At 66.4% G+C, this 26,031-nt stretch carries 22 protein-coding genes and 1 pseudogene; 18 read left to right on the plus strand and 5 right to left on the minus strand.

The genetic code is table 11. From position 1 onward, the window contains the following. The 5 genes from AC2D9V_RS11790 (at window position 1) to AC2D9V_RS11810 (ending at window position 6,700) form a co-directional block, all read left to right on the plus strand. Window positions 1–2,376: a glycoside hydrolase family 2 protein gene (locus tag AC2D9V_RS11790; RefSeq protein ID WP_484714258.1), complete on the plus strand. Its 2,376-nt coding sequence runs from the start codon at window positions 1–3 to the stop codon at window positions 2,374–2,376. A gap of 15 nt (window positions 2,377–2,391) precedes the next feature. After that, entirely contained in the window at window positions 2,392–3,141 is a 750-nt protein-coding gene (locus AC2D9V_RS11795) for a sugar phosphate isomerase/epimerase family protein (protein WP_484714259.1), read from the plus strand. Between the two features lie 12 nt (window positions 3,142–3,153). Continuing rightward, window positions 3,154–4,284: a Gfo/Idh/MocA family protein gene (locus AC2D9V_RS11800; protein ID WP_484714260.1), complete on the plus strand. Its 1,131-nt coding sequence runs from the start codon at window positions 3,154–3,156 to the stop codon at window positions 4,282–4,284. 93 nt (window positions 4,285–4,377) lie between these two features. Continuing rightward, the gene (locus AC2D9V_RS11805) at window positions 4,378–5,952 is read left to right on the plus strand and encodes a glycoside hydrolase family 43 protein (RefSeq protein ID WP_484714261.1); all 1,575 of its coding nucleotides are present in this window, start codon (window positions 4,378–4,380) and stop codon (window positions 5,950–5,952) included. 79 nt (window positions 5,953–6,031) lie between these two features. Beyond that, a complete protein-coding gene (locus AC2D9V_RS11810) occupies window positions 6,032–6,700 on the plus strand; it encodes a GntR family transcriptional regulator (protein WP_484714262.1) in 669 nt (222 codons plus the stop codon). Window positions 6,701–6,724: 24 nt separating this feature from the next. On the opposite strand, the gene AC2D9V_RS11815 is transcribed toward AC2D9V_RS11810, so the two are convergent. Beyond that, window positions 6,725–8,116 (minus strand): sensor histidine kinase, encoded by a 1,392-nt coding sequence (locus AC2D9V_RS11815; RefSeq protein ID WP_484714263.1) that lies wholly within the window; start codon window positions 8,114–8,116, stop codon window positions 6,725–6,727. Further along, complete coding sequence (locus tag AC2D9V_RS11820) at window positions 8,113–8,790, minus strand: response regulator (protein ID WP_484714264.1); 678 nt, start codon at window positions 8,788–8,790, stop codon at window positions 8,113–8,115. Before AC2D9V_RS11820 ends, AC2D9V_RS11815 begins: the two co-directional genes overlap by 4 nt. 74 nt (window positions 8,791–8,864) lie before the next feature. Between AC2D9V_RS11820 and AC2D9V_RS11825 the strand changes: the two genes are divergently transcribed. The 4 genes from AC2D9V_RS11825 to AC2D9V_RS11840 all read left to right on the plus strand — a co-directional run bounded on the left by AC2D9V_RS11825 (window position 8,865) and on the right by AC2D9V_RS11840 (window position 12,984). Further along, complete coding sequence (locus AC2D9V_RS11825; RefSeq protein ID WP_484714265.1) at window positions 8,865–9,917, plus strand: ABC transporter substrate-binding protein; 1,053 nt, start codon at window positions 8,865–8,867, stop codon at window positions 9,915–9,917. A 113-nt stretch (window positions 9,918–10,030) separates the two neighbouring features. After that, a complete protein-coding gene (locus AC2D9V_RS11830) occupies window positions 10,031–10,975 on the plus strand; it encodes a Bug family tripartite tricarboxylate transporter substrate binding protein (protein WP_484714266.1) in 945 nt (314 codons plus the stop codon). Further along, on the plus strand, window positions 10,972–11,463 hold the full coding sequence (locus AC2D9V_RS11835) for a tripartite tricarboxylate transporter TctB family protein (RefSeq protein WP_484714267.1): 492 nt from the start codon (window positions 10,972–10,974) through the stop codon (window positions 11,461–11,463). The genes AC2D9V_RS11830 and AC2D9V_RS11835 overlap by 4 nt, the downstream gene beginning before the upstream one ends. 3 nt (window positions 11,464–11,466) lie before the next feature. Continuing rightward, on the plus strand, window positions 11,467–12,984 hold the full coding sequence (locus AC2D9V_RS11840) for a tripartite tricarboxylate transporter permease (protein WP_484714268.1): 1,518 nt from the start codon (window positions 11,467–11,469) through the stop codon (window positions 12,982–12,984). Between the two features lie 41 nt (window positions 12,985–13,025). On the opposite strand, the gene AC2D9V_RS11845 is transcribed toward AC2D9V_RS11840, so the two are convergent. Together AC2D9V_RS11845 and AC2D9V_RS11850 are read right to left on the minus strand one after the other, a co-directional pair. Then, window positions 13,026–14,084: an ABC transporter ATP-binding protein gene (locus tag AC2D9V_RS11845; protein ID WP_484714269.1), complete on the minus strand. Its 1,059-nt coding sequence runs from the start codon at window positions 14,082–14,084 to the stop codon at window positions 13,026–13,028. Continuing rightward, entirely contained in the window at window positions 14,075–15,112 is a 1,038-nt protein-coding gene (locus tag AC2D9V_RS11850) for a substrate-binding domain-containing protein (RefSeq protein ID WP_484714270.1), read from the minus strand. The genes AC2D9V_RS11845 and AC2D9V_RS11850 overlap by 10 nt, the downstream gene beginning before the upstream one ends. Before the next feature lie 183 nt (window positions 15,113–15,295). On the opposite strand from AC2D9V_RS11850, the gene AC2D9V_RS11855 reads away from it, so the two are divergent. The 9 genes and pseudogenes from AC2D9V_RS11855 (at window position 15,296) to dusA (ending at window position 24,763) form a co-directional block, all read left to right on the plus strand. Next, the gene (locus AC2D9V_RS11855) at window positions 15,296–16,900 is read left to right on the plus strand and encodes an alpha-glucosidase (protein WP_484714271.1); all 1,605 of its coding nucleotides are present in this window, start codon (window positions 15,296–15,298) and stop codon (window positions 16,898–16,900) included. Between the two features lie 40 nt (window positions 16,901–16,940). Further along, window positions 16,941–18,104 (plus strand): maltose/maltodextrin ABC transporter substrate-binding protein MalE, encoded by a 1,164-nt coding sequence (malE, locus tag AC2D9V_RS11860; protein WP_484714272.1) that lies wholly within the window; start codon window positions 16,941–16,943, stop codon window positions 18,102–18,104. Window positions 18,105–18,166: 62 nt separating this feature from the next. After that, window positions 18,167–19,693, plus strand: coding sequence for a maltose ABC transporter permease MalF (gene malF / locus AC2D9V_RS11865; RefSeq protein WP_484714273.1), 1,527 nt, complete (start codon window positions 18,167–18,169; stop codon window positions 19,691–19,693). Continuing rightward, window positions 19,690–20,580 (plus strand): maltose ABC transporter permease MalG, encoded by an 891-nt coding sequence (malG, locus tag AC2D9V_RS11870; protein ID WP_484714274.1) that lies wholly within the window; start codon window positions 19,690–19,692, stop codon window positions 20,578–20,580. Before malF ends, malG begins: the two co-directional genes overlap by 4 nt. A 239-nt stretch (window positions 20,581–20,819) precedes the next feature. Next, window positions 20,820–21,920, plus strand: a pseudogene (locus AC2D9V_RS11875) (ABC transporter permease); the annotation flags it as partial. A 2-nt stretch (window positions 21,921–21,922) separates the two neighbouring features. Then, window positions 21,923–22,708 carry an ABC transporter ATP-binding protein gene (locus AC2D9V_RS11880; RefSeq protein WP_484714275.1) on the plus strand — a complete coding sequence of 262 codons (786 nt, stop codon included), beginning with the start codon at window positions 21,923–21,925 and terminating at the stop codon, window positions 22,706–22,708. Next, window positions 22,708–23,235, plus strand: coding sequence for an MlaD family protein (locus tag AC2D9V_RS11885; RefSeq protein WP_484714276.1), 528 nt, complete (start codon window positions 22,708–22,710; stop codon window positions 23,233–23,235). Before AC2D9V_RS11880 ends, AC2D9V_RS11885 begins: the two co-directional genes overlap by 1 nt. A gap of 8 nt (window positions 23,236–23,243) precedes the next feature. After that, a complete protein-coding gene (locus tag AC2D9V_RS11890; RefSeq protein WP_484714277.1) occupies window positions 23,244–23,630 on the plus strand; it encodes an ABC-type transport auxiliary lipoprotein family protein in 387 nt (128 codons plus the stop codon). A 188-nt stretch (window positions 23,631–23,818) separates the two neighbouring features. After that, window positions 23,819–24,763 carry a tRNA dihydrouridine(20/20a) synthase DusA gene (gene dusA, locus AC2D9V_RS11895; protein ID WP_484714495.1) on the plus strand — a complete coding sequence of 315 codons (945 nt, stop codon included), beginning with the start codon at window positions 23,819–23,821 and terminating at the stop codon, window positions 24,761–24,763. Here the strand turns inward: dusA and AC2D9V_RS11900 are convergent. Next, the gene (locus AC2D9V_RS11900; RefSeq protein ID WP_484714278.1) at window positions 24,739–25,938 is read right to left on the minus strand and encodes a multidrug effflux MFS transporter; all 1,200 of its coding nucleotides are present in this window, start codon (window positions 25,936–25,938) and stop codon (window positions 24,739–24,741) included. The genes dusA and AC2D9V_RS11900 overlap by 25 nt on opposite strands. Window positions 25,939–26,031 lie beyond the last annotated feature (93 nt).

The raw sequence follows: 26,031 nt of genomic DNA on the forward strand, positions 1-26,031 counted from the left end.
ATGCTCGACCTTGCGGGCGGCTGGACGCTTTCGGACGAAAGCGGCACCCATGTCATTTCTTTCGATCTGCCCGGCGACGGTGTTTCGGCCCTTGAGCGGGCGGGGGTGATCCCCGATCCCTATCGTGGCCGGAATGAATACGATGTCCGCTGGGTCAGCGAACGCGACTGGCTGGCGCGGCGCTACTTCACCCATGACGGCAGTGCCGCGGCGCTGGTGGTCGAGGGGCTGGACACGGTGGCCGAGGTCCGGCTGAACGGGCAGCTTGTCCTGACGGCAGCGAACGTCCACCGGCGCTGGCGGGTGGATGTGTCCAGCGCGCTGAAGGCGGGTGCCAACACGATCGAAATCCTGTTCCGCAGCCCCGTGCGCGAGGCGGCGGCGCGGGCGGCGCGGATGCCCTTTCCGATTCCCTACCAGCAGGTGAACGGCCCGATCCCGCATGCCAACATGCTGCGCAAGCAGCAATGCGACTTCGGCTGGGACTGGAACATCGCGCTGGGCATCTTCGGGGTGTCGGGCTGTATCCGGTTGGAGCCGATTGGTCCCCGGATTGGCGACATGGTGGTAACGCAGGTCCACCGCCCCGGCATGGCCGAGGTGACGCTGGCGATCCATGCCGAGGGGCTGGACGAGGTGACGGCGAGCCTGTGCGGCGTCATGGGCGTGGCCCCGGTGCGCCAGGGCGTGGCGCGCCTGACGCTGGCGATCCCCGATCCGCAGCTCTGGTGGCCGGTGGGTTTTGGACGCCAAGTGCTGCATGAGCTTGTGGTGACGGGGCAGGGTGCCCGCGTCACCCGCCGTATCGGCCTGCGCGACATGCGGCTGGCCAGCGAACCCGATGCGGCGGGGCGCAGCTTTGGGGTGGAGGTGAACGGCAGGCCGGTCTTTGCGCGCGGTGCGAACTGGATTCCGGCCGATGCCCTCTTTGGGCGGATCACGGTCGAGGGCGTGCGGGGCCTGCTGCAATCCGCGGTCGATGCCAACATGAACATGATCCGCATCTGGGGCGGCGGGCGCTACGAGCCGGACTGGTTCTACGACCTCTGCGACGAGATGGGCCTGATGGTCTGGCAGGATTTCATGTTCGCCTGCCACCTTTACCCCTCGACGCCCGAGTTCCTGGCCGAGGTGGATGCCGAGGTGCGCGACGTGGTGGCGCGCATCAACCACCATGCCTGCATGGCCGTCTGGTGCGGCGACAACGAGCTGATCGGCGCGCTGACCTGGTTCCCCGAAAGCCGCAAGGACCGGGACCGGTATCTTGTGAACTATGACCGGCTGAACCGCACGGTCGAGGCGGCGCTGCATTCGGTCTTGCCGGGGGCGAACTGGTGGCCGTCCTCGCCGAGCCCGGGGCCGCTGGCATTCGGAGATGCCTGGCATGACGACAGCTCAGGCGACATGCACTTCTGGTCCGTCTGGCACGAGGGGCGCGATTTCGACCACTACCGCGACGTCTCGCCCCGGTTCTGTTCGGAGTTCGGCTTCCAGTCCTACCCCTCGCTGACCGCGATCCGTAGCTTTGCCGACGAGGCGGACTGGAACATCGCCGCCCCGGTGATGGAAAGCCACCAGAAGAACCCCGGCGGCAACGCGCGGATCGCCGAGACGATGTTCCGCTACTTCCGCTTTCCGGTGGATTTCCCGAACTTCGTCTACCTGTCGCAGGTCCAGCAGGGACTGGCGATCAAGACGGCGGTCACCCACTGGCGGAGCCTCAAGCCGCATTGCCAGGGCACGCTGTACTGGCAGCTGAACGACACCTGGCCGGTCTGTTCCTGGGCAAGCCTTGATTACGGCGGCAACTGGAAGCTTCTGCATCACATGGCGGCCCGCTTCTACGCGCCGGTGACGGTGGTGGCGGTGCCGAAAGAGGGCGCGATCACGCTGAAGGCGGTGAATGACCGGCCGGAGGCGGTGACGATCACGGTTACCGCCAATGCGGCGGCGATGGACGGGGCAATGCGGAAGCTGGCCGAGGCGACAGTGACCGTGCCGCCGGATGCGGCGGTCCCGGTGCTGACGCTGGCCCCCGGTGCGCTGGCCAAGGGGGAGGTACTGGCCTTCATCTGGTCGGGCGATGCCCAAGGCGGTGACGTTCATGCACCAAAGCCCTGGAAGGCCTATGACCTTCTGCCTGCGGGCCTGACAGCGGATGTGCAACCTGACGGTGCACGGTGGACCCTGACCCTGAAGGTCAAGGCGCTCGCCCCCTTTGTCGCGGTCGAGGCGGATGTTCCTGGGCGGTTTTCAACGAATGCCGTGACCCTGTTTCCGGGGTATCCCTCGACCTTCACCTTCACCCCTGAGGACCCCGCGGCGCGCCCCAGCTTCACCTTCCGAGACCTCCATACCGCCACCTATGGCGGCTGACGAAAGGCCAGACCGATGTTCTCCTACCAGCTCTACTCCTCGCGCAACTTCCCGCCGATGTCGAAGACGTTCGAGATGGTTGCGAAGGCCGGGTACACGGCCGTCGAAGGCTATGGCGCGCTTTACGCCGACGATGCCGCCGTCGAGGCGACGAAGGCCGGGCTTGCCGCAACCGGCCTGACCATGCCGACCGGGCATTTCGGCCTTGGCCAGCTTGAGACGGATGTCGACAAGGTCCTTGGCATCGCCAAGGCGCTGAAGATGGAACGGTTGTACTGTCCCTATGTCATGCCGGATGACCGCCCGACCGATGCCGCTGGGTGGAAGGCCTTCGGTGCTCGGTTGCAGAAGGCGGGTGCGCCCTACCGCGCGGGGGGATATGGCTTCGGCTGGCACAACCACGATTTCGAGTTCAAGCCGCTCGCCGACGGCAGCCTGCCGCAGGACCGCATCCTCGAGGGCGGCCCGGACCTTGAATGGGAGATCGACGTGGCCTGGGTCATCAAGGGCGGTGCGGACCCGCTGGCCTGGATCGAGAAATACAAGGACCGCATCACCGCAGCCCATATCAAGGACATCGCCCCCGCAGGTCAGAACGCGGACGAGGATGGCTGGGCCGATGTCGGCCACGGTACGGTGGACTGGAAGGCGCTGACCGCCGCCCTGCGCGGGATCGGCGTGAAGCATCTGGTCATGGAACACGACAACCCGAAGGACGACGTGCGTTTCGCCACGCGGTCCATCGCATCAGCCAAGACATTCTGAGGACTTGAAAAAATGGCAAAGCTCGGTATCGGCATCATCGGCTGCGGCAATATCTCGACCACCTATCTGCGGCTGGCACCGCTGTTCAAGGGCCTGAAGGTCCGTGCGGTCGCGGACATCAACATGGATGCGGCGAAGGCGCGGGGCGAGGAATACGGGGTCAAGGCCCAGTCGGTCGATGACCTTCTGGCGAACCCCGAGGTCGACGTGGTCATCAACCTGACCATCCCCGACGCGCATTTCGGGGTGACGAAGCGGATCCTTGAGGCGGGCAAGCACGCCTATTCGGAAAAGCCGCTGGTCCTTTCGCTGAAGGACGGCAAGACGCTGCGCGATCTGGCCACAAAGAAGGGGCTGGCCGTCGGCTGCGCGCCCGACACCTTCCTTGGCGGCGCTCACCAGCAGGCCCGCGCCGCGCTGGATGAGGGAGACGTCGGCACGATCACCTCCGGCTCGGCCGCCGTGCTGAACCACGGGATGGAGCATTGGCATCCGAACCCCGACTTCTTCTTCCTGCCGGGTGCCGGGCCGATGCTGGACCTTGGGCCCTACTACGTGGCGAACCTGATCAACCTCTTGGGCCCGGTGAAGCGGGTCGGGGCGCTGACCTCATCGGCGCAGGCGGAACGCACCATCTCCAACGGTCCCCGCAACGGCCAGACCGTCCCGGTCAAGACGCCGACGAATATCCATGCGCTCCTGGAGTTCCACTCGGGCGCGACGATCAACCTGTCCACCTCCTGGGATGTCTGGCACCACAAGCGCAACCATTTCGAGCTTTATGGCACCGAGGGCACGCTTTACGTCCCCGACCCGAACTTCTTCGGCGGCACGGTCGAGATCGGCAGCAAGGCGGGCAAGCTGAAGGCGCTGAAGCCCTGGAAGCACCCCTTCGGCAAGATCAACCAGAACCACAACGGGCGGGAGCTGGCGAACTACCGCACCGCCGGGCTGGCCGACATGGTCGCGGCGGTGATGGAAGGCCGCGATGCCCGGTGTTCCCTGGAACGCGCGCTGCACGGGGTGGACGTGATGACCGCCTGCCTGACCTCGGGCGAGACGGGCAAGTTCGTCACGCTCAGCACGACATGCACGCGTCCCGCGGCGCTTTCCCCGGCCGAGGCGCGCGCGCTTCTGAAATAGGACAGCCGCTTCCGGCGCCTCCCTGCCGGAAGGGGCCTTGCGGGTGGAAGGTTCCCAAGGGCCTTCCGCCCGCACTCATGTGCAAGGTGGACCATGCTGCAGAACCCCGTGATCCGAGGCTTCAACGCCGACCCCAGCTTCTGCCGTGTCGGGCGGGACTACTACATCGCCACCTCGACCTTCGAATGGTATCCGGGGGTGCAGATCCACCATTCGCGCGACCTTTCGAACTGGCGGCTCGTCAGCCGCCCCTTGCGCCGGGCCAGCCAGCTGGACATGCGCGGCAACCCGGACAGCTGCGGCATCTGGGCGCCCTGCCTCAGCCATGAGGACGGGCGGTTCTGGCTGGTCTATACCGACGTGAAGCGGCTGGATGGGGCGTTCAAGGATGCCCACAACTACATCGTCACCTGTTACACCATCGACGGTGACTGGTCCGATCCGGTTTACGTCAATTCCTCGGGCTTCGATCCGTCGCTGTTCCACGATGACGACGGGCGGAAGTGGTTCGTCAACATGCGCTGGAACCACCGGGGCAAGGGTACTGGCCTCAACCCCGCGCATGACAGTTTCGACGGGATCGAGCTGCAGGAATGGCATCCGGAACGCGGCCTGCTGGGCGAGGTCACCACGATCTATACCGGGACCGACCTTGGCCTGACCGAAGCGCCGCATCTCTTCAAGCGCGACGGCTGGTACTACCTGACGACCGCCGAGGGCGGCACCGGCTATGACCACGCGGTGACGATGGCGCGGTCGCGCGACATCCGGGGGCCTTACGAGACGCATCCGGCCAAACACCTGATCACGGCGCGGTTCAACCCCGAAAACCCGATCCAGCGGATGGGCCACGGGCAGTATGTCGAAGGCCATGACGGGCGGCATTGGCACAGCTTTCTTTGCGGTCGCCCGCAACAGGGGCCGCGCGGCCCCTTCTGCGCCACCGGGCGTGAGACAGGGCTCGCCGAGGTCATCTGGCGCGACGGCTGGCTTTGGCTGAAGGGCGGGGGGCAGTTGCCGCCGACGACGGTGGACCTGCCTGCGGCGAATGAACCAGCCGCTGCGGAGGAGACGGACTTCTCCGGCCCCGACCTTCCGGCAGCATTCCAGTGGCTCCGCACCCCCCATCCCGAACGGCTGTTCACAATGTCCGGCAAGGCCCTTCGGCTGACCGGGCGGGAAAGCCTTGGGTCGTGGTTCGAACAGTCACTGGTCGCGCGGCGGCAGGACGAAGCGGCCTACGAGGCCGAGGCGGATTTCCATGCCGATCCCGTGACCTGGCAGCAGGCGGCAGGGCTGATCACCTATTACAACCGCCACAAATTCCACGCGGCGCTGATCACCCGCGAGGGCGGCGAGCGCGTCGTCACCCTTGTCTCCTGCCTCGGCGACTGGCCGGGCGAGGCGCTGACCTTTCACGGGCGGTTCCCGGTCGCGGACGGCAAGGTGACGCTGGGGGTTTCGGTTGACCGGGCGAGCCAGCAATTCCGGGTGAACGGCACGCCGGTCGGGCCGGTTCTGGATGCCTCGATCGTCTCGGACGAAGGGGGGAGGGGGGAACATGCCTCGTTCACCGGGGCTTTCGTCGGAGTCGTGGCCCATGATCTGACCGGGCAGGGCTGGACGGCGGATGTCACCCGCTTCCGCTATGCGCCGGTTGTCGCCTGAAGTCCGGGCCGGAAAATTTGATCACATCTTGATTGCCGGGCGGATGCGGGCATAAAGGGCCGTGGAAAAGGAAGGCCCGATGGACGCAGATTCCCGCAAGATTCCCAGCCACGAGGTCACCTACGCGCGCTTGCGCGACATGATCCTGTTCGGCCATCTGGCACCGGGTCAGCCGGTCACGATCCAGGGCCTGATCTCGGACCTTGGGGCGGGCATGACCCCGGTGCGCGAGGCGATCCGTCGGCTGACCGCCGAAGGGGCGCTTCTGCCGCAGGGAAACCGCCGCGTCGCGGTGCCTGCCATGTCGGCGGAAATGCTGGACCAGGTGGCCTTCGCGCGCCTTGCCATCGAGCCAGACCTTGCCGCCCGCGCGGCACCCCGGCTGACCAAAGCCGAGATCGACCGGCTGGAAGCCATCGACGCGCAGGTCAACCGGGCGATCGATGCCGGGAACCTGCCGGATTACCTTGCCGCCAACCACGCCTTCCACTTCGCGCTTTACGAGGCGGCGGATGCGCCCGTTCTCCTTGACCTCGCACGGTCGCTCTGGCTGCGCGCCGGGCCGTCGTTGCGCGTGGTGATCGACCGTTTCGGCCGTGAAACGGCCCCTGACCTTCACCGCGAGGCGCTGGCCGCCATGCGCGCTGGCGATGCCGGGGCGCTTGCTGGGGCGATCCGCCGCGATATCGAGCAGGGTGTCGACCATGTCCGGCAGGCGATGACCGAGGCCGGGCGATCCGCACGGTGAAGCAGCCGTTCCTGCGGGGGCGCGTCAGGCACCCAAGGGCTGAAAGGCAATCGACGCAAGAAGGCCAGCGCCCGACCGCCCCCGGCCCAGCCGCAGACCGCTGCTGAAAAGGTCCGCAATCTCGACTGCGACGGCCAGCCCAAGGCCCATGCCGTTCGCCTGACCCTTCGCCAGGTGCGGCAGGGGCCGCGCTGCCCCGCGCCCGGCCTCGACCGCCGCGATCTGCTGATCCGACAGACCGGGGCCATTGTCCTCGACCTCCAGCACCAGCTGTTCGCCATCCCGCTGGACCCGCACGGTCACGATCGCCCCGCGCCCGGCATGGGCGATCGCGTTCGACACGAGGTTGCGCAGAAGTTCGGCCAGTAGGATCGGGTCGGCGGCTACTTCGGCTTTCTCCAGGCCCTCAAAGCCAAGGTCGATGTCCCGGGCCAGCGCCGCAGGCACCATTTCGGCCGTGACTTCCTTGGCGACGGTGACAAGGTCGACCGGGGTCAGCACGGCCTCGCCCGCGCTGGCATCGACGCGGGCAAGCACCAGAAGGTGCGAGAGCACCCGCTCGGCCCGTTCCAGCGCCGCGCGGGCCTTGTCGCTGGCCGCCGCCGTATCGTCCGGGCCGGTGCTGCGGTCGATCAGGGCAAGCTGGGTGCGCACCACGGCAAGGGGGGTTCGCAGCTGGTGGCTGGCATTGCCGGTGAAGTTGCGGAGGCTGTCGAGCGCGCTTTTGAGGCGCCCCATGAAGAGGTTGATCGCCTCGACCAAGGGCTCGACCTCTTCCGGTGTGTCGGCGGTCACGGCGCGCAGGTCATCGGGCGAACGTTCTGCAATCGCTTCGCCCAGCCGTTCCAGCGGGCGCAGCGCCACGGTGACCGCGACCCAGACCAGGACCGCCACGCCCGCCACCAGAAGCGCCAGCCGCAGCGCCGAGCGGATCAGGATCGCCCGCGCCAGGGCCGCACGGGCGCGGGTCGACTCCGCTACCGTGACCGCGAAGAGAATGGACTCCGCCCCGGTCGAGATCTCGCGCATCAGGGTGGCGCTGCGGATGCGGACATCGTCGTAGGTCCCGTCGGCAAAGGCCACGTCACCCGCTACGGGCGTGATCACCGCAAGGTCGGGATAGCCGGTCAGAAAGGTGCCGACCGGCCCATCCACGCGGTAGAACACCTTGTCCTGCGCGGTCGAACTCAGCATTTCGAGCGAGGAGAAGGGGACATCGACTTCCAGCCCCCCGGCCTCGTCCACGCTGACCCGTTCCGCGATGGCCAGCGCCGAACCGACAAGTACGCGGTCCGACACGCTTTGCGCCGTCCGCAGCGCCTCGCGCCAGGTGTCGACCAGCGCCAGAAGGCCAAGGATGGCCGTTGCGAGAAGAAGCCACAGAAGAAGCCGCCGGCGCAGGGAATAGGGTCTCATCCCGCATCGCCCGGCCGTTCCAGAAGATAGCCGAGGCCGCGCACGGTGCGCAGGTTCAGCCCCAGTGGCTGCAACCGGCGGCGGAGGCGCGAGATGTACTGCTCGATGGCGTTGTCCGACAGGATGTCCTCCAGCGATGTCACGGACTGGACGATCGTTTCCTTTGTCACGACCTTCCCTGCGCGCGTCACAAGAAGTTCCAGAAGGGCGCGTTCGCGCGGGGGCAGGTCGATAACCTGGCCATTGCCGGAAAACTGCCGGCTGGTCAGGTCCAGCGAAAGTGCGCCGAGGGTAACGGTCGAGGAACGAAGCCCCGCCTGACGGCGCAGCAATGACCGGACCCGCGCCTCGAACTCGCGGATGTCGAAAGGCTTGGCCATGTAGTCGTCGGCCCCAAGGTCCAGCCCGCGCACCCTGTCTTCGGCCGCCCCGCGTGCGGTCAGGATCATCACCGCCGCGCGGTTGCCTTGCGCACGCATGGTCTTCAGCACCGACAGGCCGTCCAGTTCGGGCAGGTTGAGGTCAAGGATCATCAGGTCGAACTCTTCGGTCGCGACCAGCGCCTTCGCCGCCTCGCCGTCATGCACGCAGTCGACCGCATGGCCGGACGAGACCAGAAGCGCCAGAAGCGCCTCGGCCAGCGGCAGATCATCCTCGACCAGAAGCAGACGCATGCATCCCCCCGGCGGACAGGTTAGGCGCTGTCGGGACGGTTGTGAACTCTTCCCCGTTCGGGCAGGTTTCCGGCATGCGCCTCGTCCTCGGTCTTCTCCTCTGTCTCGCGGCCCCCGCGCTGGCCGACACCACGCTTTACCCCGCGATCGGCGAGGGCAGGCGGGAACTGGTGATCTACTCGACCCTCGACAGCCAGCACGCCTCGCCCCTGATCGAGGCGTTTCAGGCCGAAAATCCCGAGGTCGCCATCCGGTATGAGGACATGCTGGCCAGCGACATCGCCGCGCGGGTGATTGCCGAGACCGATGCCGGGCGACCGACGGCCGATTTCCTGTTTTCCTCGGCGCAGGACCTGCAGTTGAAGCTTGCGAATGACGGCTACGGCCAGATGGCCCCGGTGGACGAGGCGCGCGACTGGCCGGACTGGGCCAAGTGGCAGGATACGGCCTTTGCCCTGACCTATGAGCCTGCGGTCCTTGTCTACCACAAGCCAAGCTTCCCCGACGGCCCCCCGCAATCGCGGCTGGAGCTGCTGGCCTGGCTTGCGGAAGCCCCGGCCGACATGAGCGCCCGGATCGGCACCTATGACATCGACCGGTCAGCCGTGGGCTATCTTTTCCTTGCCCGCGATGCCGAACACTTCCCCGACATCTGGTCGCTGTTGCGGGCGATGGGCCGGGCCGGGTTGCAGACCTATCCGACCTCGCAGGACATCATCGACCGCGTCGTCGATGGCCGGCTGGTCCTTGGTTACAACATTCTTGGGTCCTATGCCGCCGAACAGGCGCGCCTCGCACCGGACCTCGGGCTGGTCCTCTTGCGCGACTACACCGTCGTCGCCTCGCGCGTGGCGATGGTGCCGCGCGCCGCGGCCTCGCCCGAGCTGGGCCGCGCCTTTCTTGGCTTCCTGATGAGCGACGCGGGCCAGACCCTGCTGTCCGATCGGTTGCTTCTGCCCTCGGTCGGCCTTGGCGAGCCTGGCATGGCCCTTGGTCCCGCGATGCAGGCCGAACCGGGAAGCCAGCTGCGCCCGATCCCGGTCAGCCCCGGCGTGCTGGTCTACCTCGACCAGGCCAAACGGCAGCGGCTCCTACGTCTCTGGCGGCAGGCGCTGGCGGGCGAATAGGGTGTCAGCTTCCTGACAGGTTGTCGTGCTGAACTTCACCCAAGGTCGGCGCGAGGAGGCGCTGCCTTGGGATAACCGCACGGGCAAACCCGTGCCTTGGGAGGAGAATCGGAATGAAACACACGCTTCTGAGCGTTGTTCTTGCAACGGCCATGGCCCTGCCGGCGGTCGCGCAGGATTACATGATCATGGCCCCGGCGGCCCCCGGCGGCGGCTGGGACGGCACCGCCCGTGCGATGCAGGAGGTCATGCAGGCCGAAGGCATCGCTGCCTCGGTCCAGGTGCAGAACGTCCCCGGTGCCGGCGGGACGGTCGGCCTGGCGCAATTCGCCTCGACCGCGGCGGGTGACCCGAGCCAGCTGATCGTCGGCGGCTATGTCATGGTCGGCGCGATCCTGACCAACGCTTCGCCCGTCACCCTGGCCGACGTGACCCCGATCGCCCGGCTGACCGGCGAAGCCGTCGGCATCGCGGTCTCGGCCTCGAGCCCGATCCAGAACATCAACGAACTTGTCGAGATGATGAAGGCCGATCCGGGCTCCGTCTCCTGGGCCGGTGGCTCGGCGGGCGGCGTCGACCACATCACCGTCGGTCTACTGGCAAAGGCGGCGGGGATCGACCCGACCAAGATCAACTACGTCGCCTTCTCGGGCGGTGGCGAGGCGCTGGCGGCGATCCTTGGCAACCAGGTGACCGTCGGCATCTCGGGCGTGGGCGAATTCCTGCCCCAGGTCGAGGCGGGGACCATGCGGATGCTTGCCGTCTCGACCGCCGAGAAATGGCCGGGCACCGATGCCCCGACGCTGATGGAATCGGGCTATGACGTGAACGTCCAGAACTGGCGCATGGTCGCCGCAGCGCCGGGCCTGACGGACGAGCAGAAGGCCGCCGTCGCCGCCGACATCGACAAGCTGGCCAACTCGGCGGGCTGGAAGGCGATGCTCGACTCGAAGGGCTGGGCCAACACCTACCTTTCCGGCGCTGACTTCGAGGCGCAGCTTGCCAAGGAGATCGAGGCCACGACGGCTGTCCTGAAGGACATCGGTCTGGTGCAATGAGCGGTTTCGACCCCGCAACCGGACGCCGCCCTGACCGGGCGGCGTTCTTTATCGCGGCCCTTTTGGCCGGTCTCGGCACGCTGGTGATCTGGCAGGGCCTGATCATCCCCGACAAGGGCGGCTACGCCGGGATCGGGTCGGGTGACCTGCCGGTCTTCATCGGCATCTGCCTCTGGCTTCTGGCTGCGGCACACGTCTGGAAAGGTCTTCGCCAGGCCGCGCCGGGCATCCCGCGCCAGCAACCCGTGCCGGTTCTCTTCATCATCGCGGGGCTTCTGCTTCAGCTTGTCCTGCTGCATCCCTTGGGCTTTTCCATCGCCTCGGGCCTTCTGTTCGCCTGCACCGCTGCGGCCTTCGGCAAGCGCAACTTTGCCCTGACGCTGCCGGTCGGCTTTGTCTTCGCCTTCGCCGTCTATGGCGTCTTCGACCAGCTGCTGAAGCTGAACCTTCCTGCCGGGGTCCCCGAGACCCTGATCTTCGGAGGCTGAGCCATGGGCACCTTCGACTTCCTGATGCAGGGCTTCGCCACCGCGCTTGACCCGATGATCCTCTTGTACGCCTTGATCGGCGTCACCCTTGGGACTGCCGTCGGCGTCCTTCCGGGGATCGGTCCCGCGCTGACCGTGGCGCTCTTGCTGCCCGTGACCTACGGGCTTGATCCGGCCGGGTCGCTGATCATGTTCGCGGGCATCTACTACGGGGGCATGTACGGGGGCTCGACCACCTCGATCCTTCTCAACACACCCGGCGAAAGTGCCTCCATCGTCACGGCGCTAGAGGGCAACAAGATGGCCCGCGCCGGGCGCGGCGGGCCGGCGCTGGCCACGGCAGCCATCGGCTCCTTTGTCGCGGGCCTACTGGCGACCCTGGCGCTGGCCTTCCTCGCCCCGCATATCGTCAAGCTGGCCCTGGTCTTCGGCCCCCGCGAATACTTCGCGCTGATGGTGCTGGCCTTCGTCACCGTCTCGGCAGCTTTCGGCGAAAGCACGATGAAAGGGCTAACCTCGCTGTTCGTCGGCCTTTCGCTGGCCATCGTCGGGATCGACGGCCTGACGGGGCAGGCGCGGCTTTCGTTCGGCGTGCCGCAGCTTCTGGACGGGATCGAGGTGACCACCCTCGCCGTCGCCATGTTCGCGATCGGCGAGGCGCTCTATGTCGCGGCACAGGGGACGGGGATGCAGGACAAGGTCCACGCGATCAAGGGTTCGGTCGCGATGACGCGCGCCGACTGGTCACGGTCCTGGAAGCCCTGGCTGCGGGGCACCGCCATCGGCTTTCCCATCGGTGCGATGCCGGCGGGCGGGGCGGATATCGCCAGTTTCCTGTCCTACGGAACGGAAAAGCGGATGACGAAGCACCCGGAGGAGTTCGGCCATGGCGCCATCGAAGGCGTCGCCGGACCCGAGGCCGCGAACAACGCCGCGGCGGCGGGAACGCTGGTGCCGCTTCTGACGCTGGGCCTGCCGACCACCGCCACGGCGGCCATCATGCTGGCGGGGTTCCAGCAGTTCGGGCTGCAACCCGGCCCGCTGCTCTTTGCCACCTCGCCGCAGCTGGTCTGGGGGCTGATCGCCAGCCTTCTCATCGCCAACATCATGCTTCTGGTCCTGAACCTGCCGATGATCCGGTTCTGGGTGAAGCTTCTGACGATCCCGCGCCACTGGCTTTACGCGGGCATCCTGCTGTTCGCGACCCTTGGGACGATTGGCCTCAACCCTTCGCCGGTCGAGCTGTCGATGCTGCTGATCTTCGGTGTGCTTGGCTACCTCATGCGGCTTTACGGCTATCCGATCGCTCCGGTTGTCGTGGGGCTGATCCTTGGACCGATGGCCGAACAGCAGCTGCGCCGGGCGCTGTCGATCTCGCAGGGCGACTGGACGACGCTGGTCAGCACGCCTCTGTCCGCCGGGCTTCTGACGGTGGCGTTTCTTGCGCTGGTCATCCCGCCTCTCTTGCGGTGGCGCGGCAGGGGCGCGGTGCTGACCCAGATTGCCGGCGACACTGACTGAGCCGGTAAGGAAGGGCACGGGGCCTCTGGTCCCGCGCCGCCTCAGGCGACGAGCCGACCCGTCTCGACGTCGAAGAAGCGCAGCGTGTCGGTCGCCACGTCCAGACCGATCTGGTCGGTCCCCGGATTGCTGCGCCCGCCCAGACGCGCGGTCACCAGCTTCGCCCCGAGCCGGAAGTTCACGTAAAGGTCGGATCCCGTGTTTTCGATCAGCTCGGGCTGCACTGAAAGCGCCTTGCCAAGGCTGAAGGTTTCCGGTCGCAGACCGACAACCACCGAGCGCCGGCCCGTCACCGCTTCGGGCAGGTCAGGCACCGGCAGGACCGTCTCGCCAAAGCGCAGGGCGCCGGGGCCGACTTCGGCCTCGACCAGGTTCATCGGCGGCACGCCCATGAAGTCGGCGACGAAGGTGTTCGCGGGGCGGTTGTAGATCTCGTCCGGGGTGCCGACCTGCTGCACGATCCCGTCCTTCAGGACGACGATCCGCGTTGCCAGCGTCATCGCTTCGATCTGGTCATGGGTGACATAGACGATCGAGGCGTGCGTGGTCTGGTGCAGCCGCTTGATCTCGGCCCGCATCTCGACCCGGAGCTTGGCGTCAAGGTTCGAGAGGGGTTCGTCGAACAGGAACAGCGCCGGGTTCCGTACCAGGGCCCGGCCCATGGCCACCCGCTGCCGCTGCCCGCCCGAAAGCTGGCTGGGACGGCGGTCTAGGAGATGGCCGATCTGCAAGAGCCCCGCGACCTCGGTCACCTTGGCGTCGATCTCGGCCTTCGGCAGGCGGCGCACCTTCATGCCGAAGGCGATGTTCTCGGCCACCGACATCGTCGGATAAAGCGCATAGGACTGAAACACCATCGCGATGTCCCGGTCGCGCGGGGGCAGGGCGGTCACGTCCCGCCCGTTGATCATGATCCGCCCGGCCGAGGTTTCCTCGAGCCCCGCGATGCAGTTCAGAAGCGTCGACTTGCCGCAGCCCGAAGGGCCGACAAGCACGAGGAACTCGCCCGGCGCGATGGCGGCCGAGATGTCCTTCAGCACATGGACCTGCCCGTAGGACTTGCCCAGGGATTCGATGGAAAGGGCGGGGGTTACGTCCATGGCAAGGCTCCGTGGATTGGGCCGGTGGTGGCGCGGATGATAAGCTCGGCCCGGGCGATTGTCTGCAACTCCGCCGCGGGCGTTCCGGCGAGCAGGGCGTGAATCTTGTCGGCCAGCGGGGTGCAGGCCTGAACGAGGGGCGAGCGGGTGACGGTGAGGGCGGGAAGGGCATCAAGGCTGCGGGGCTGGGGAACACCGTCGTCATGGCCGATGAGCGAAACGTCGTCGCCTATCGTCAGCCCCTTGTCCGCAACCGCCGCGAGGATGCCGGCGGCGACAAAAGTGTTCGCAGCGACGAAGGCCGTTGGTGGTTCGGGGTCCGAGAGGCAGGCAAGCGCGGCGCGATAGCCGTAGTCCTCGGTCGGGGTGTCCTGCAGGATGAACCTTTCCGGCACCGGAAGCCCGCGTTCCTCCATCGCCTGAAGAAACCCGCGCCGCCGCGCCTCGGCATAGGCAAAGCCAAGCGGCCCGTTCAGAAGCGCAATCCGGCGGTGGCCAAGGTCCAGAAGCAGGCGCGCGCTGTCGAAGGCAAGCCCGAAGTTGTCGATATCGTAGAAGGCATGGTCCGGCGCATCCTCGCTGCGGCCGTGGACGACAAAGGGGATGCCTTCGGCACGCAGGAAGGCGATCCGCGGATCGTCCAGCTTCGGCGCGTTCAGGATGAAACCGTCGAGGAGGTTCTTCGCGACAAGTCGGCGGTAGGGCGACACCTCGTCTCCGCCAGGCACGGCGTGGAATACGAGGTCCACATCATGGTCGGCCAGCCGTTGCGACAGGCCCGTCATCACCTGGAAGAACGACGGGTCCATTGCGGCATCCGCAGCCGACCGCAGGACCATCCCGATCATTCCCGACCGCCCGGTCACCAGCTTCTGCGCCACCTGGTTCGGGCGGTACTTCAGCCGCGACGCCGCCTCGGTCACCCGGGCGCGGGTGCCGGCATTCACCTCGGGAAAACCGTTCAGCGCCCGGCTGACGGTCGCCGGGGACAGGCCAAGCTCGGCCGCGATCTTCTTGAGAGTGGTCAAGCGAAATTCCCGCCCGAAGTCCTGCAATCGTTTTGAACGTGCATCAATGATCACCGAAACTCAACCATTTTCTTCCTATCTTTGTTGACGCAGCGGCAAATTCAAAACGTTTTGAGAATTCCGAAAAGCCGACTAAGCTGTGGGGCGAATCATGCGGCGATGGATCGCCCGGGGAGGGCATGGATGCGGGACTGGTGGCGGGGGTCAGTGACCTATCAGGTCTACCCCCGGTCGTTTCAGGACACGAACGGCGACGGCGTCGGTGACCTGCCCGGGATCACCGCGCGGCTGCCCTATCTGGCCGATCTCGGCGTCGATGCCATCTGGCTTTCGCCGATCTTCCGCAGCCCGATGGCCGACATGGGCTACGATGTGTCCGACTACACCGACATCGACCCCCTCTTCGGCAGCCTGGCCGATTTCGACACCCTCGTCGCCCGCGCGCATGACCTTGGCCTCAAGGTCATCATCGACCAGGTCATCAGCCACTCCTCCGACCAGCACCCCTTCTTCGCCGAAAGCCGCCGGAGCCGGGTGAACCCGAAGGCCGACTGGTATGTCTGGGCCGATGCGAAGGCCGATGGCAGCCCGCCGAACAACTGGCTTTCGGTCTTCGGCGGGTCGGCCTGGGAATGGGACGCGCGGCGGCGGCAGTATTACCTGCACAATTTCCTTGCCAGCCAGCCGGACCTGAACTTCCACAACCCGGATGTTCAGGACTGGGCGCTTTCGGTCCTGCGCTTCTGGCTGGACCGGGGGGTGGACGGCTTCCGCCTCGACACGGTCAACTACTACTTCCACGACCGCGACCTTCGGTCGAACGGTCCGCTGCCGCCCGGCAACGGCCCCTCGCCGCACAATCCCTATGAGATGCAGGACCATCTCTATTCCAAGTCCCGGCCCGAGAACCTCGGCTGGCTGGAACGGATGCGCGCGCTGTTGGACGAATACGACGGCCGCATGCTGGTGGGCGAGGTCGGCGACAACCCCCTCCGCAGCATCGGCCTCATGGTCGACTACACGCGTCCGGGGCGGCTTCACATGGCCTATAGCTTCGACATGCTTGGGCCCCAGTTCACCGCCCGCCACTTCCGCTCGAAGATCGAGGGGTTCTTTGCGGCCGGTCCCGAAAGTTGGCCGATGTGGGCCTTTTCCAACCACGACGTGATGCGCCACGTCAGCCGCTGGGAGGAATTCGGCACGCAGGAAGACGTCGCACGCTTGGCAGCCGCGATGCTTCTCTCGTTCGAAGGCTCGATCTGCCTTTATCAGGGCGAGGAGCTTGGCCAGACCGAGACTGAGCTTGAGTTTCACGAGCTTACCGATCCCCCAGGCATCCGCTTCTGGCCCGAACACAAGGGCCGCGACGGATGCCGCACGCCGATGGTCTGGGATGCCTCGCCCCACGGCGGCTTCACCTCCGGCACGCCCTGGCTGCCGGTCAAGGCCCCGCAGGCCGCACGCCATGTCGAAGGCCAAGCGGGCAAAGCCGGATCCGTGCTCGAATTCTACCGCCAGATGCTGGCCCATCGCCGCAGGACGCCCGCGCTCCTGACCGGCCGCACCCGGTTTCTTGACCTTGCCGAGCCGGTGCTGGGCTTCCTGCGCGGGCCGGACCTCGCCTGCCTTTTCAACCTCTCGCCCGACCCCGTCACGCTGACGGTCGAAGGCCGGCTTGCCGACGCTCCAAGCCAGGCTGCCGCCCTTGCTGGCAAGACGCTGACCCTGGGCCCGAACGGGTTCTGCCACCTTTCCCCGGCAGCGGGGAAGCTTTCCGTAACCGACTGAAAACCGGGGCAGACTGCCCCGCCATCCTTGGGAGGACACCATGAAGAAGACATTCCTGGCCGCCAGCCTGATGCTGACGACTGCCCTGCCGGCGCTCGCGCTGGAAGAAGGCACGCTGACGATCTGGCTCGGGCCCCAGAAGGCCGATGCGAACCTTGCCTCGGTCGCCGAGAAGTTCACCGCCGAGCTTGGCGTGCCCGTCAAGGTCGAGGTCGTGGACCCCGCCGTCGAGAAGTTCCAGAACGCCGCCGCCACGGGCGACGGCCCCGACATCATGATCTGGGCGCATGACCGCTTTGGCGAATGGGCCGCCGGGGGCCTGATCCAGGCCGTGTCGCCCAGCCAGGAAGTGGTCGACGGCATCCTGCCGACCGCCTGGGACGCGGTCAGCTTCGGCGGCAAGGTCTGGGGCTACCCCGTCTCGGTCGAGGCGGTGGGCCTGATCTACAACAAGGCCCTCATCCAGACCCCGCCGGCCGACTTCGCCGACATCGCGAACATCACGGTTCCCGAAGGCGTCAAGCCGATCATGTGGGACTACAACAACACCTACTTCACCATGCCGCTTCTGATGGCGAATGGCGGCTATGCCTTCGTCAAGAAGGACGGCAGCTATGACGGCAAGGACACCGGTGTGGCCAACGAAGGCGCCATTGCCGGGGCCACGGTTCTTGACGGCCTGATCGAGAGCGGCCTCATGCCGGCGGGCGTCGACTACGGCGTCATGGATGGCGCGATGGCCAAGGGCGAGGTCGCGATGGTCCTCAACGGGCCCTGGGCCTGGTCGGGCTACAAGGCGGCTGGCATCGACATCGGCGTGGCGCCGATCCCGATGGTGAACGGCAAGGTCTCGCCGCCCTTCCTCGGCGTCTATTCGGCCGCGATCAACGCCGCTTCGCCGAACGCCGACCTTGCGGTCGAGTTCATCGAGAACTTCATGCTGACCGACGAAGGCCTTGCCGCCTGGAACGCGAACGGCGATCTTGGCGCTTTGGCCGACATCTCTGCCGGTGCGGCGCAGAACGACCCGCTGGTCACTGCGACGCTCGCCAATGCGGCGACTGGCATCCCGATGCCGTCAAACCCGGAAATGGGCGCCTTCTGGTCGGCCATGCAACCGGCGCTGACCTCGATCACCACGGGGGCGGCCGATCCGAAAACTGCGCTGGAAGACGCGGCCAAGCGCATCCTCGGCGGCGAATAAGACGACAGGGCAGGGCGGCCGGGGCGATCCCCGACCGCCCTTTCCGACTTGAAGGGGGGACCATGGCAGACGTGACCGACCGGGCCGCCGAGCCCTTTCCCGTCGCGCGCATCGCGCTGGCGACACTGGCCGCAATCGCCTCGGCCTACGCCGCCTTCCTGCTCTATGCGATGGCCGAGCCGATGTATGGCGCGATGGCCCTTGCCCTCGCGGTCCTGACCGCCCTTGTCTATTTCTGGCGTGGTGCCTCGGCCTGGCGCTTCGTCTTTCCGGGGCTTGCCGGCATCTTGCTCTTTGTCCTTTTCCCGGTCGTCTACACGATCTGGATCGGGTTCACGAACTACTCGTCCTTCAACCTTCTCAGCTACGACCGGGCCGTGCAGGTCCTGATGTCGAACCGCACGGTGAACAAGGACAGCGAGCTTGGCTTCGTCGTCGCCCGTGACGGCGACCGCTACCGGCTCTGGTTCGAGGATGCCGCCCTGATCTCGCCGCCTCTTGCGCTTGACGGCAGCGAGACCGCCGCCACCCTTGAACCCGGCACCACGCCCGCCGAGCTGCTTGAAAGGCGCGACGCGATCAAGCTGCGCGATGCGCTCCAGGCGCTGGAGCTGACCCGCCCCGACGGCAGCGTCATCCGTAATTCGGGGCTCAGGACTTTCGCCGAGGTGATCTCGGAATACGAGCGTATCGACGCCGACACCCTGCGGCGCGTCTCGGACGGCGCGCTGCTGACCGCCGACCATTCCACTGGCTTCTTCGTGACCGAGGCGGGGGAACAGGTGCCGCCCGGCTGGCGGGTGATAATCGGCTGGGACAATTTCACCCGGGTCTTCACCAACCCCGGCATCTCTGAACCGATGGTGTCGATCTTCATCTGGACGATGGTCTTTTCCACCGTCTCGGTCCTTGGCACCTTCGCGCTGGGGCTTCTGCTGGCGGTGATCCTGCAATGGCCGCATCTGAAGGGAAAGGCGGTCTACCGGATCCTTCTGATCCTGCCCTACGCGGTGCCAAGCTTTATCTCGATCCTCGTCTTCCGCGGGCTCTTCAACCAGAACTTCGGCGAGATCAACCTGATCCTCGAAAGCCTCTTCGGCCTGCGTCCCGAATGGTTCACCGACGCGGGGTTGGCGCGGACGATGATCCTGATCGTGAACCTCTGGCTCGGCTATCCCTACATGATGCTTCTGGCGATGGGCTTCCTTCAGGGCGTGCCCGAGGACCACAAGAAGGCCGCAGCACTCGAAGGGGCGGGGCCCTTGCGGGTGTTCTTCACCATCACCCTGCCGCAGATCCTGCCGCCCTTCCTGCCCCTTCTGATCGCGTCCTTCGCCTTCAATTTCAACAATATCGTCCTCGTGCTCCTCATGACGCGCGGCGGCCCTGACATCCCCGGCACCGCGATCCCCGCCGGGGCGACCGACATCATGGGAAGCTTCACCTACCGGGTCGCCTTCATGGACACGGGCACCCAGTTCGGCCTCGCCGGGGCGATCACCTTCCTGATCTTCATCGTCGTGGGGGTCATCGCCTACGTCAACTTCGTCGCCATGCGCCGCGCCGCCAACCGGAGCCTTGCCCGATGATCGTCGAGAACCCCCGCCGCCTGCGCCTGCAGAAGATCGCCGCCCACGGCTTCCTGTGCATTTTCCTTGCGCTGATCCTCTTTCCCTTCGCGATGGTCCTGTCGATCTCCTTGCGCGAGGGCAACTTCACCATCGGCGAGCTGATCCCCTCGAACCCGACGCTGGAGCATTGGTATCTCGCGCTTGGGCTGGACTACGCACGCGCCGACGGGACAGTCGTGTCCCCGCCCTATCCAGTGCTTCTATGGATGTGGAACTCGGTCAAGATCGGCCTCGCGGCGGCCTTCGGCGTGCTCGTTCTCTCGACCGTCTCGGCCTATGCCTTCAGCCGAATCCGCTTTCGCGGCAAGGGCGCGCTTCTCGACAGCCTCCTGATCCTGCAGATGTTCCCCACCACGCTGACGCTGGTCGCGCTCTTCGCGATCTTCGACAGCCTCGGCTCCGTCTCGCCTGTGATCGGGATCGACAGCCACATGTCGCTGGTCCTTGTCTACATGTCCGCGATCATGATGCACATCTGGACGCTGAAGGGCTATTTCGACAACGTCGACCCCGCGCTTGACAAGGCGGCAGCGATGGACGGCGCGACGCCCTGGCAGACCTTCCGCCACATCTTCCTGCCGCTGGCCGTTCCCATGATGGCGGTGATCTTCGTCCTCGTCTTCATTGGCTGCGTCAACGAATACGCGACCGCCAGCGTCCTGATCCGGTCGGAAGAGCAGATGACCCTTGCCGTCGGCTCGCGGCTTTACCTCAACGAATTCAAATACCTCTGGGGCGACTTCGCCGCCGCCGCGATCCTGTCGGGCCTGCCGATCACGGTGGTCTTCCTCATCGCGCAGAAATACCTCGTCAGCGGGCTTTCGGACGGCGCAGTCAAGGGCTGACCGCGCCATTCTTGTCCCGCCGGCCTGCCACGGAACCGATCACGCCCTGACACCGTTATCGCTTTGCCGTCATCCACAGGCGACACCTGCGGAAACCTGACTTTCGTCGCCCATTCGACCGGCTGAAGGCGAACGCGCAACGAAGGGTCCGGTTTGGATAAAGGCAGCCCTCACGCCAGAAGGATTCGCAACGGACGCGGCAGGCATCCCCTGTCGCGGGATCGGTCGTGGTGTGCAAGATGACGCCCGCACCCCGTGATCAGACCCGGGTCGCAAGCCTTGTCGGGCCCGTCACCCTTGCGACCCTCCACCAGCACCGGGCCATGCTGCAGGACTGCCGGGCCGGGGTTCTGGACCTCTCCCAGGTCACCATGCTTGATACTGCCGGGGCCCGGGCCATCGCCTCCTTCCTCGCCACCGAGCGTGCCAAGGGCCGCACAATCACGACGCAAAACGCCACCGAAGCGCAGGCCCTCCTCCTCCGGACGGTCGCCGATGCGCTGCCCCCCATCCGCAAGCGCCGCCGCCGCCTTCCGCATCATGAGGCCGGCGACCTCCTCCTTCAGATTGGCCGGGCCGTCACAGGCTTTGCTGCAAGCCTTGGCCAGAACCTCGGCTTCCTTGGCCTTGTCCTCTCGCGGCTGGCCTTCGCGCTGCTGCATCCCTCGCGCCTGCGGCTGACCTCGGTCACCCATCACATGCAGCAAACGGGCCTCCACGCCGTCCCGATCGTCGCGCTGATGGGCTTCCTGATCGGGATCGTCCTGGCCTTCCAAGGCGCCTCGCAGCTCGAACAATTCGGAGCCGAGATCTACGTCGCCGACCTGATCTCGATCTCGATGCTGCGCGAGCTTGGCATCCTTCTGACCGCCATCATCGTCGCAGGACGGTCGGCCTCGGCCTTCACGGCCGCGATCGGTTCCATGAAGATGCGCGAAGAGATCGAGGCGATGCGCGTCCTTGGCCTTGACCCGGTCGAGCTTCTGGTCCTTCCCCGCGTGCTGGCCACGCTGATCCTTCTGCCGGTCCTTGGCTTCATCGCCAGCATGGCAGGCCTTCTTGGCGGGGCGCTGATGGCCTGGATCGACCTTGGCATTTCGCCCGCGCTCTTTCGCACGCAGCTTGTCGCCAACACCTCGGTCACCCATGCGCTGGTCGGCCTTTCCAAGGCCCCCGCCTTCGCCATGATCATCGCCCTTGTCGGCTGCTACCAGGGGCTGCAGGTCGAAGGGACCACGGACTCGCTCGGCTCCCGCACCTCACCGTCGGTGGTCGTCGCGATCTTCCTGGTGATCGTCGTCGATGCGCTGGCCTCGATCTTCTTTTCGGTCTGGGGGGTCTTATGGACGACATTGCCATCAGCGTGCGGAACCTCACCAACCGCTTCGGCGCCAATGTCGTGCACCAGAACCTCGACCTCGACGTGCGGCGGGGCGAGGTGCTGGGCGTGGTGGGCGCCTCGGGCAGCGGCAAGTCCGTCCTCCTGCGCAGCATCGTTGGTTTGCAGCGTCCGGCCGCCGGAACGATCACTGTCCTCGGAACCCCGGTGCTGGACGACACCGCCGATCCCGGTGACCCCGGCAGCCTGAAGGCGGTCCAGGATCGCTGGGGCGTGATGTTTCAAGACGGGGCGCTTTTCTCGTCGCTGACGGTGCGGGAAAAGGTCGAAACACCGATGCGCGAGAAGCTGGACCTCGACCGGACCACCCGCGCGGCACTCGCCGACCTTCGCATCGCGATGGTGGGCCTCCCGCCCCGCGCGGGCGACCTTTACCCGTCCGAATTGTCCGGCGGCATGCGCAAGCGCGCCGGACTTGCCCGCGCGCTGGCGCTGGATCCGGAGATCCTGTTCCTTGACAAACCCACGGCCGGGCTCGACCCGATCAGCGCGACCGAATTCGATACCCTCATCGTTTCCTTGCAAAAGGCCCTTGGGCTGACTGTGTTCCTTGTCACCCACGACCTCGACACCCTGCATGCCAGTTGCGACCGAATCGCCGTCCTTGCCCAGAAGAAGGTGCTGGTGATCGGCACTATGGCCGAGATGATGTCCGTCGATGACCCCTGGGTCCGGTCCTACTTTCACGGCCCCCGCGCACATGCCGCCCAGCCGACCGGGGCCGCGTGATGGAAACGAACGCCCGATACATCCTCGTCGGCGCCTTCACCCTCGGGTCGATCGCCGCCCTCCTGGCTTTTCTCCTGTGGCTCGCCCAGGTCGAGCTCAACCGTACATATGCCCAGTACGACATCGTGTTCGAAACGGTCTCGGGACTGAACGAGGACAGCGTGGTGCTTTACAACGGGGTCGATGTGGGTCGGGTGCTTTCGATCGATCTCGACCGGCAGAACCCCCAGTTCGTTCGGGTCCGGGTCGAAGTCAGCGCTGCCACGCCGGTGCGTCAGGACACGGTCGCGACGCTTGCCACTCAGGGTGTCACCGGGGTCTCGGTCGTGGCGCTGGAAGGCGGTAGCCCGCGTTCCCCGCCACTTGCCGCCGTGCCGCCAGCTCGCGTTCCCGTGATCGCGGCAAAGCCTTCGATGGTGCAGGAACTGACCGATGCCGCGCCCGACCTCCTCAATGAGGCCGTGGCGCTGATCGAGGATGTGCGCCAGTTCACCACGCCGGCGCACTCGCCACCGACCGCATCCTGATCAAGCCCTTGCCCTACCAGGCGCAATGCCTGCCCGACGGCCGCTGGTCCGAGCCTGCTCCGAACCTGGTGCAGACCCTTCTGGTCGCGTCGTTCCAGAACCTTGGCGGCTTCCGGTTGGTCGGGCGCACGGCCAACGGGCTGATGCCGGATTACACCCTGATGACCGAACTCCTCGACTTCCAGGCCGAGCCCGGAGCCGAGCCGTCCGAATACATCGTCCGGGTTACCCTGATGATGACCCTGATCCGCGAATCCGACTGGCGCATCGCTGACACCCGCCGGTTCTCCGTGACCGGGACCGTAGGGTCGGACGACACCGCCGCGCTGGTTGCCACCTTCGATCGCGTGCTTCAGGGCCTTCTGCCCGAAATCGTTGCCTGGACCGCCCGCTGAACCACGCGTCAGCCTTGCGCATCCCAAGGGCCACCATGTATGCGATACTGCCTCAGGCCTTTGCATCCAGCCAAGGCGGGGACCAAGGGTCTTTCCGGGGCAAGTGCTGCATGAACAGTTCCTCACCAAACAAGGACAAGCCGGAAACCGCCGTTGGGCATGGCTCCCAACGCCTTTCCGTCGCGCCGATGATGGACTGGACCGACCGCCACTGCCGCGTCTTTCACCGGCAGATGACGCGCCGTGCGATGCTTTACACCGAAATGGTCACCGCTCCGGCCATCGTGCACGGGCCGAAGGCGCGGTTGCTTGACTATTCACCCGTCGAACATCCCGTCGCGCTGCAGCTTGGCGGCTCGGACCCCGGCGAACTCGCGCAGGCGGTCCGCCTTGCCCAGCCTTGGGGCTATGACGAGATCAACCTGAACTGCGGCTGCCCCTCGGACCGGGTGCAGTCCGGCTGCTTCGGTGCCGTCCTGATGGAACGCCCCGCCCTCGTCGCCGAGATCCTTTCCGCCATGCGGGCGGAAACCGATGTCCCGGTGACCGTGAAATGCCGCATCGGCGTGGATGACCAGGACCCGGAAACCATCCTGCCGCATTTCATCGAAACCGTCGCCGGGACTGGCATCCGCCACGTCATCATCCACGCCCGCAAGGCCTGGCTTCAGGGCCTGAGCCCCAAGGAGAACCGCGAGATACCGCCCCTCGACCACGCCCTTGTGATCCGGATGAAGCGGCAGTTCCCCGAGCTCACCATCTGCATCAACGGCGGCATCACCTCGCTGGCCGAGGTGCGCGGCTTTCTCGACGCGGGCCTTGACGGGGTGATGCTCGGCCGCGCGGCCTATCATGACCCGGCCTCCGTCCTGATCGGGGTCGACGCGCTTTGGGGCGAGGATTTCGCCCCCGACGCCGTCACCGTCGTCCAGTCGATGCGTTCCTACATCGCCGATCATCTGGCCGCAGGTGGCAGGCTCCACCAGATCACCCGCCACATGCTTGGGCTTTTCCACGGCCAGCCCGGCGCGCGCGGCTGGAGGCGCGTGCTCTCGGAACAAGCCAGCCGCGACGGCGCCGGGCTTGAGGTCCTTGACCGCGCTCTGGATCAGGTCCTGACTGCCGCGGCCTGACGCGGGATCAGCCACGACAGCCCCAGCGCCAGCGCCCCGCAGAGGGCGATCGCCGCCTGCATCGGCACGACCGTCCCGTCAAGGAACGGCCCCGCCGCCCCGACCAGCACCCCCGCCGCCACCATCTGCTGCGTGCCGCCAAGCGAGGACGCCAGCCCCGCATTCGCCCCGTGATCCTCCAGCGCCTGCACCTGCGCGGTGGGCAGGATCACCCCCAGGAACACGTTCCCGATGAACAGCGCCGCCATCGTCACCGGCAGGCTCGCGAGCCCGGCAAGCCCAAGTCCGAAGCCCGCAAAGGTCGACAGCGCGAACCCTGTGGTCGCCGCCCGGATCATCCGCAAGGTGCCGATCCGCCGCGCCAGATTGCTTGCGAACTGCGAGGCGACGAAGAACCCGAACGCATTCACCGCGAAGGCGAAGGAGAACTGCGTCGGGGTCAGGCCGAACTGGTCGCGGTAGACGAACGAGGCGCTGGCGATGAAGACGAAGAAGCTCGCGAAGGCAAAGCCCGCAAGGAAGGTTATCACCATGAACGGCCGGTCCGTCATCAGGCCCGCCGTCCCCCGCCGCATCGTGGCCGCATCGAACCGCTGCCGGTTCGCGTCGGTCAGGGTTTCCGGCAGCGCGTAGTGGATCAGGAAGAAGCTCAGCGCCGCCGCCACCAGAAGCGCCCAGAAGATCAGCCGCCAGGACCCTGCCGCCAGAAGCGCCGAGCCCGACAGGGGCGCCAGAAGGGGCGATACCGCGATCACGATCATGATGGTCGACATCATCCGCGTCGCGGCATGCCCGGTGGCAAGGTCACGGATCACCGCGCGGAGGACCACCATGTTCGCGGCCCCGCCCAGGCCCTGCACGACGCGGCCCAGGATCAGCACCTCGACCGTCGGGGCCAGCGCACAGACCACGGTCCCGCCGATGAAAAGCGCAAGGCCGGTGTAAAGCGGCGGCTTCCGGCCTGCCTGGTCCGCCCAGGGCCCGTAGACCAGCTGCGCGAGACCAAAGGCGATGAAATAGGCCACGATCGTCCACTGCACCGCCTGCATCGACGCCCCAAGGTCGCTGCCGATCTCGGGCATCGCGGGCAGGTACATGTCGATGGCAAAGGGGCCAACGGCCGCGACAAGGCCAAGGATGACCGAATACGCGGTCAATGAGAGGGTGCGGGCCATGTTCGGCCTTCCTTCCGGGGATGATGCGGTGTGAAGACGGCAGTGCTACGCCGGATCGCCGCCGAGGGAAAGGGCAGATCGCCACTGGCAGCC

The sequence above is a fragment of the Tabrizicola sp. T46 genome, assembly GCF_057219895.1.

Coding starts and splice junctions, on each gene's coding strand:
- dusA (WP_484714495.1), top strand. CDS start 23,819: ATGATGGACTGGACCGACCGCCACTGCCGCGTCTTTCACCGGCAGATG.
- AC2D9V_RS11900 (WP_484714278.1), bottom strand. CDS start 25,938: ATGGCCCGCACCCTCTCATTGACCGCGTATTCGGTCATCCTTGGCCTT.
- AC2D9V_RS11880 (WP_484714275.1), top strand. CDS start 21,923: ATGGACGACATTGCCATCAGCGTGCGGAACCTCACCAACCGCTTCGGC.
- AC2D9V_RS11855 (WP_484714271.1), top strand. CDS start 15,296: ATGCGGGACTGGTGGCGGGGGTCAGTGACCTATCAGGTCTACCCCCGG.
- malE (WP_484714272.1), top strand. CDS start 16,941: ATGAAGAAGACATTCCTGGCCGCCAGCCTGATGCTGACGACTGCCCTG.
- AC2D9V_RS11835 (WP_484714267.1), top strand. CDS start 10,972: ATGAGCGGTTTCGACCCCGCAACCGGACGCCGCCCTGACCGGGCGGCG.
- AC2D9V_RS11825 (WP_484714265.1), top strand. CDS start 8,865: ATGCGCCTCGTCCTCGGTCTTCTCCTCTGTCTCGCGGCCCCCGCGCTG.
- AC2D9V_RS11885 (WP_484714276.1), top strand. CDS start 22,708: ATGGAAACGAACGCCCGATACATCCTCGTCGGCGCCTTCACCCTCGGG.
- AC2D9V_RS11820 (WP_484714264.1), bottom strand. CDS start 8,790: ATGCGTCTGCTTCTGGTCGAGGATGATCTGCCGCTGGCCGAGGCGCTT.
- AC2D9V_RS11830 (WP_484714266.1), top strand. CDS start 10,031: ATGAAACACACGCTTCTGAGCGTTGTTCTTGCAACGGCCATGGCCCTG.
- AC2D9V_RS11815 (WP_484714263.1), bottom strand. CDS start 8,116: ATGAGACCCTATTCCCTGCGCCGGCGGCTTCTTCTGTGGCTTCTTCTC.
- AC2D9V_RS11840 (WP_484714268.1), top strand. CDS start 11,467: ATGGGCACCTTCGACTTCCTGATGCAGGGCTTCGCCACCGCGCTTGAC.
- AC2D9V_RS11810 (WP_484714262.1), top strand. CDS start 6,032: ATGGACGCAGATTCCCGCAAGATTCCCAGCCACGAGGTCACCTACGCG.
- malG (WP_484714274.1), top strand. CDS start 19,690: ATGATCGTCGAGAACCCCCGCCGCCTGCGCCTGCAGAAGATCGCCGCC.
- AC2D9V_RS11805 (WP_484714261.1), top strand. CDS start 4,378: ATGCTGCAGAACCCCGTGATCCGAGGCTTCAACGCCGACCCCAGCTTC.
- AC2D9V_RS11795 (WP_484714259.1), top strand. CDS start 2,392: ATGTTCTCCTACCAGCTCTACTCCTCGCGCAACTTCCCGCCGATGTCG.
- AC2D9V_RS11800 (WP_484714260.1), top strand. CDS start 3,154: ATGGCAAAGCTCGGTATCGGCATCATCGGCTGCGGCAATATCTCGACC.
- malF (WP_484714273.1), top strand. CDS start 18,167: ATGGCAGACGTGACCGACCGGGCCGCCGAGCCCTTTCCCGTCGCGCGC.
- AC2D9V_RS11790 (WP_484714258.1), top strand. CDS start 1: ATGCTCGACCTTGCGGGCGGCTGGACGCTTTCGGACGAAAGCGGCACC.
- AC2D9V_RS11845 (WP_484714269.1), bottom strand. CDS start 14,084: ATGGACGTAACCCCCGCCCTTTCCATCGAATCCCTGGGCAAGTCCTAC.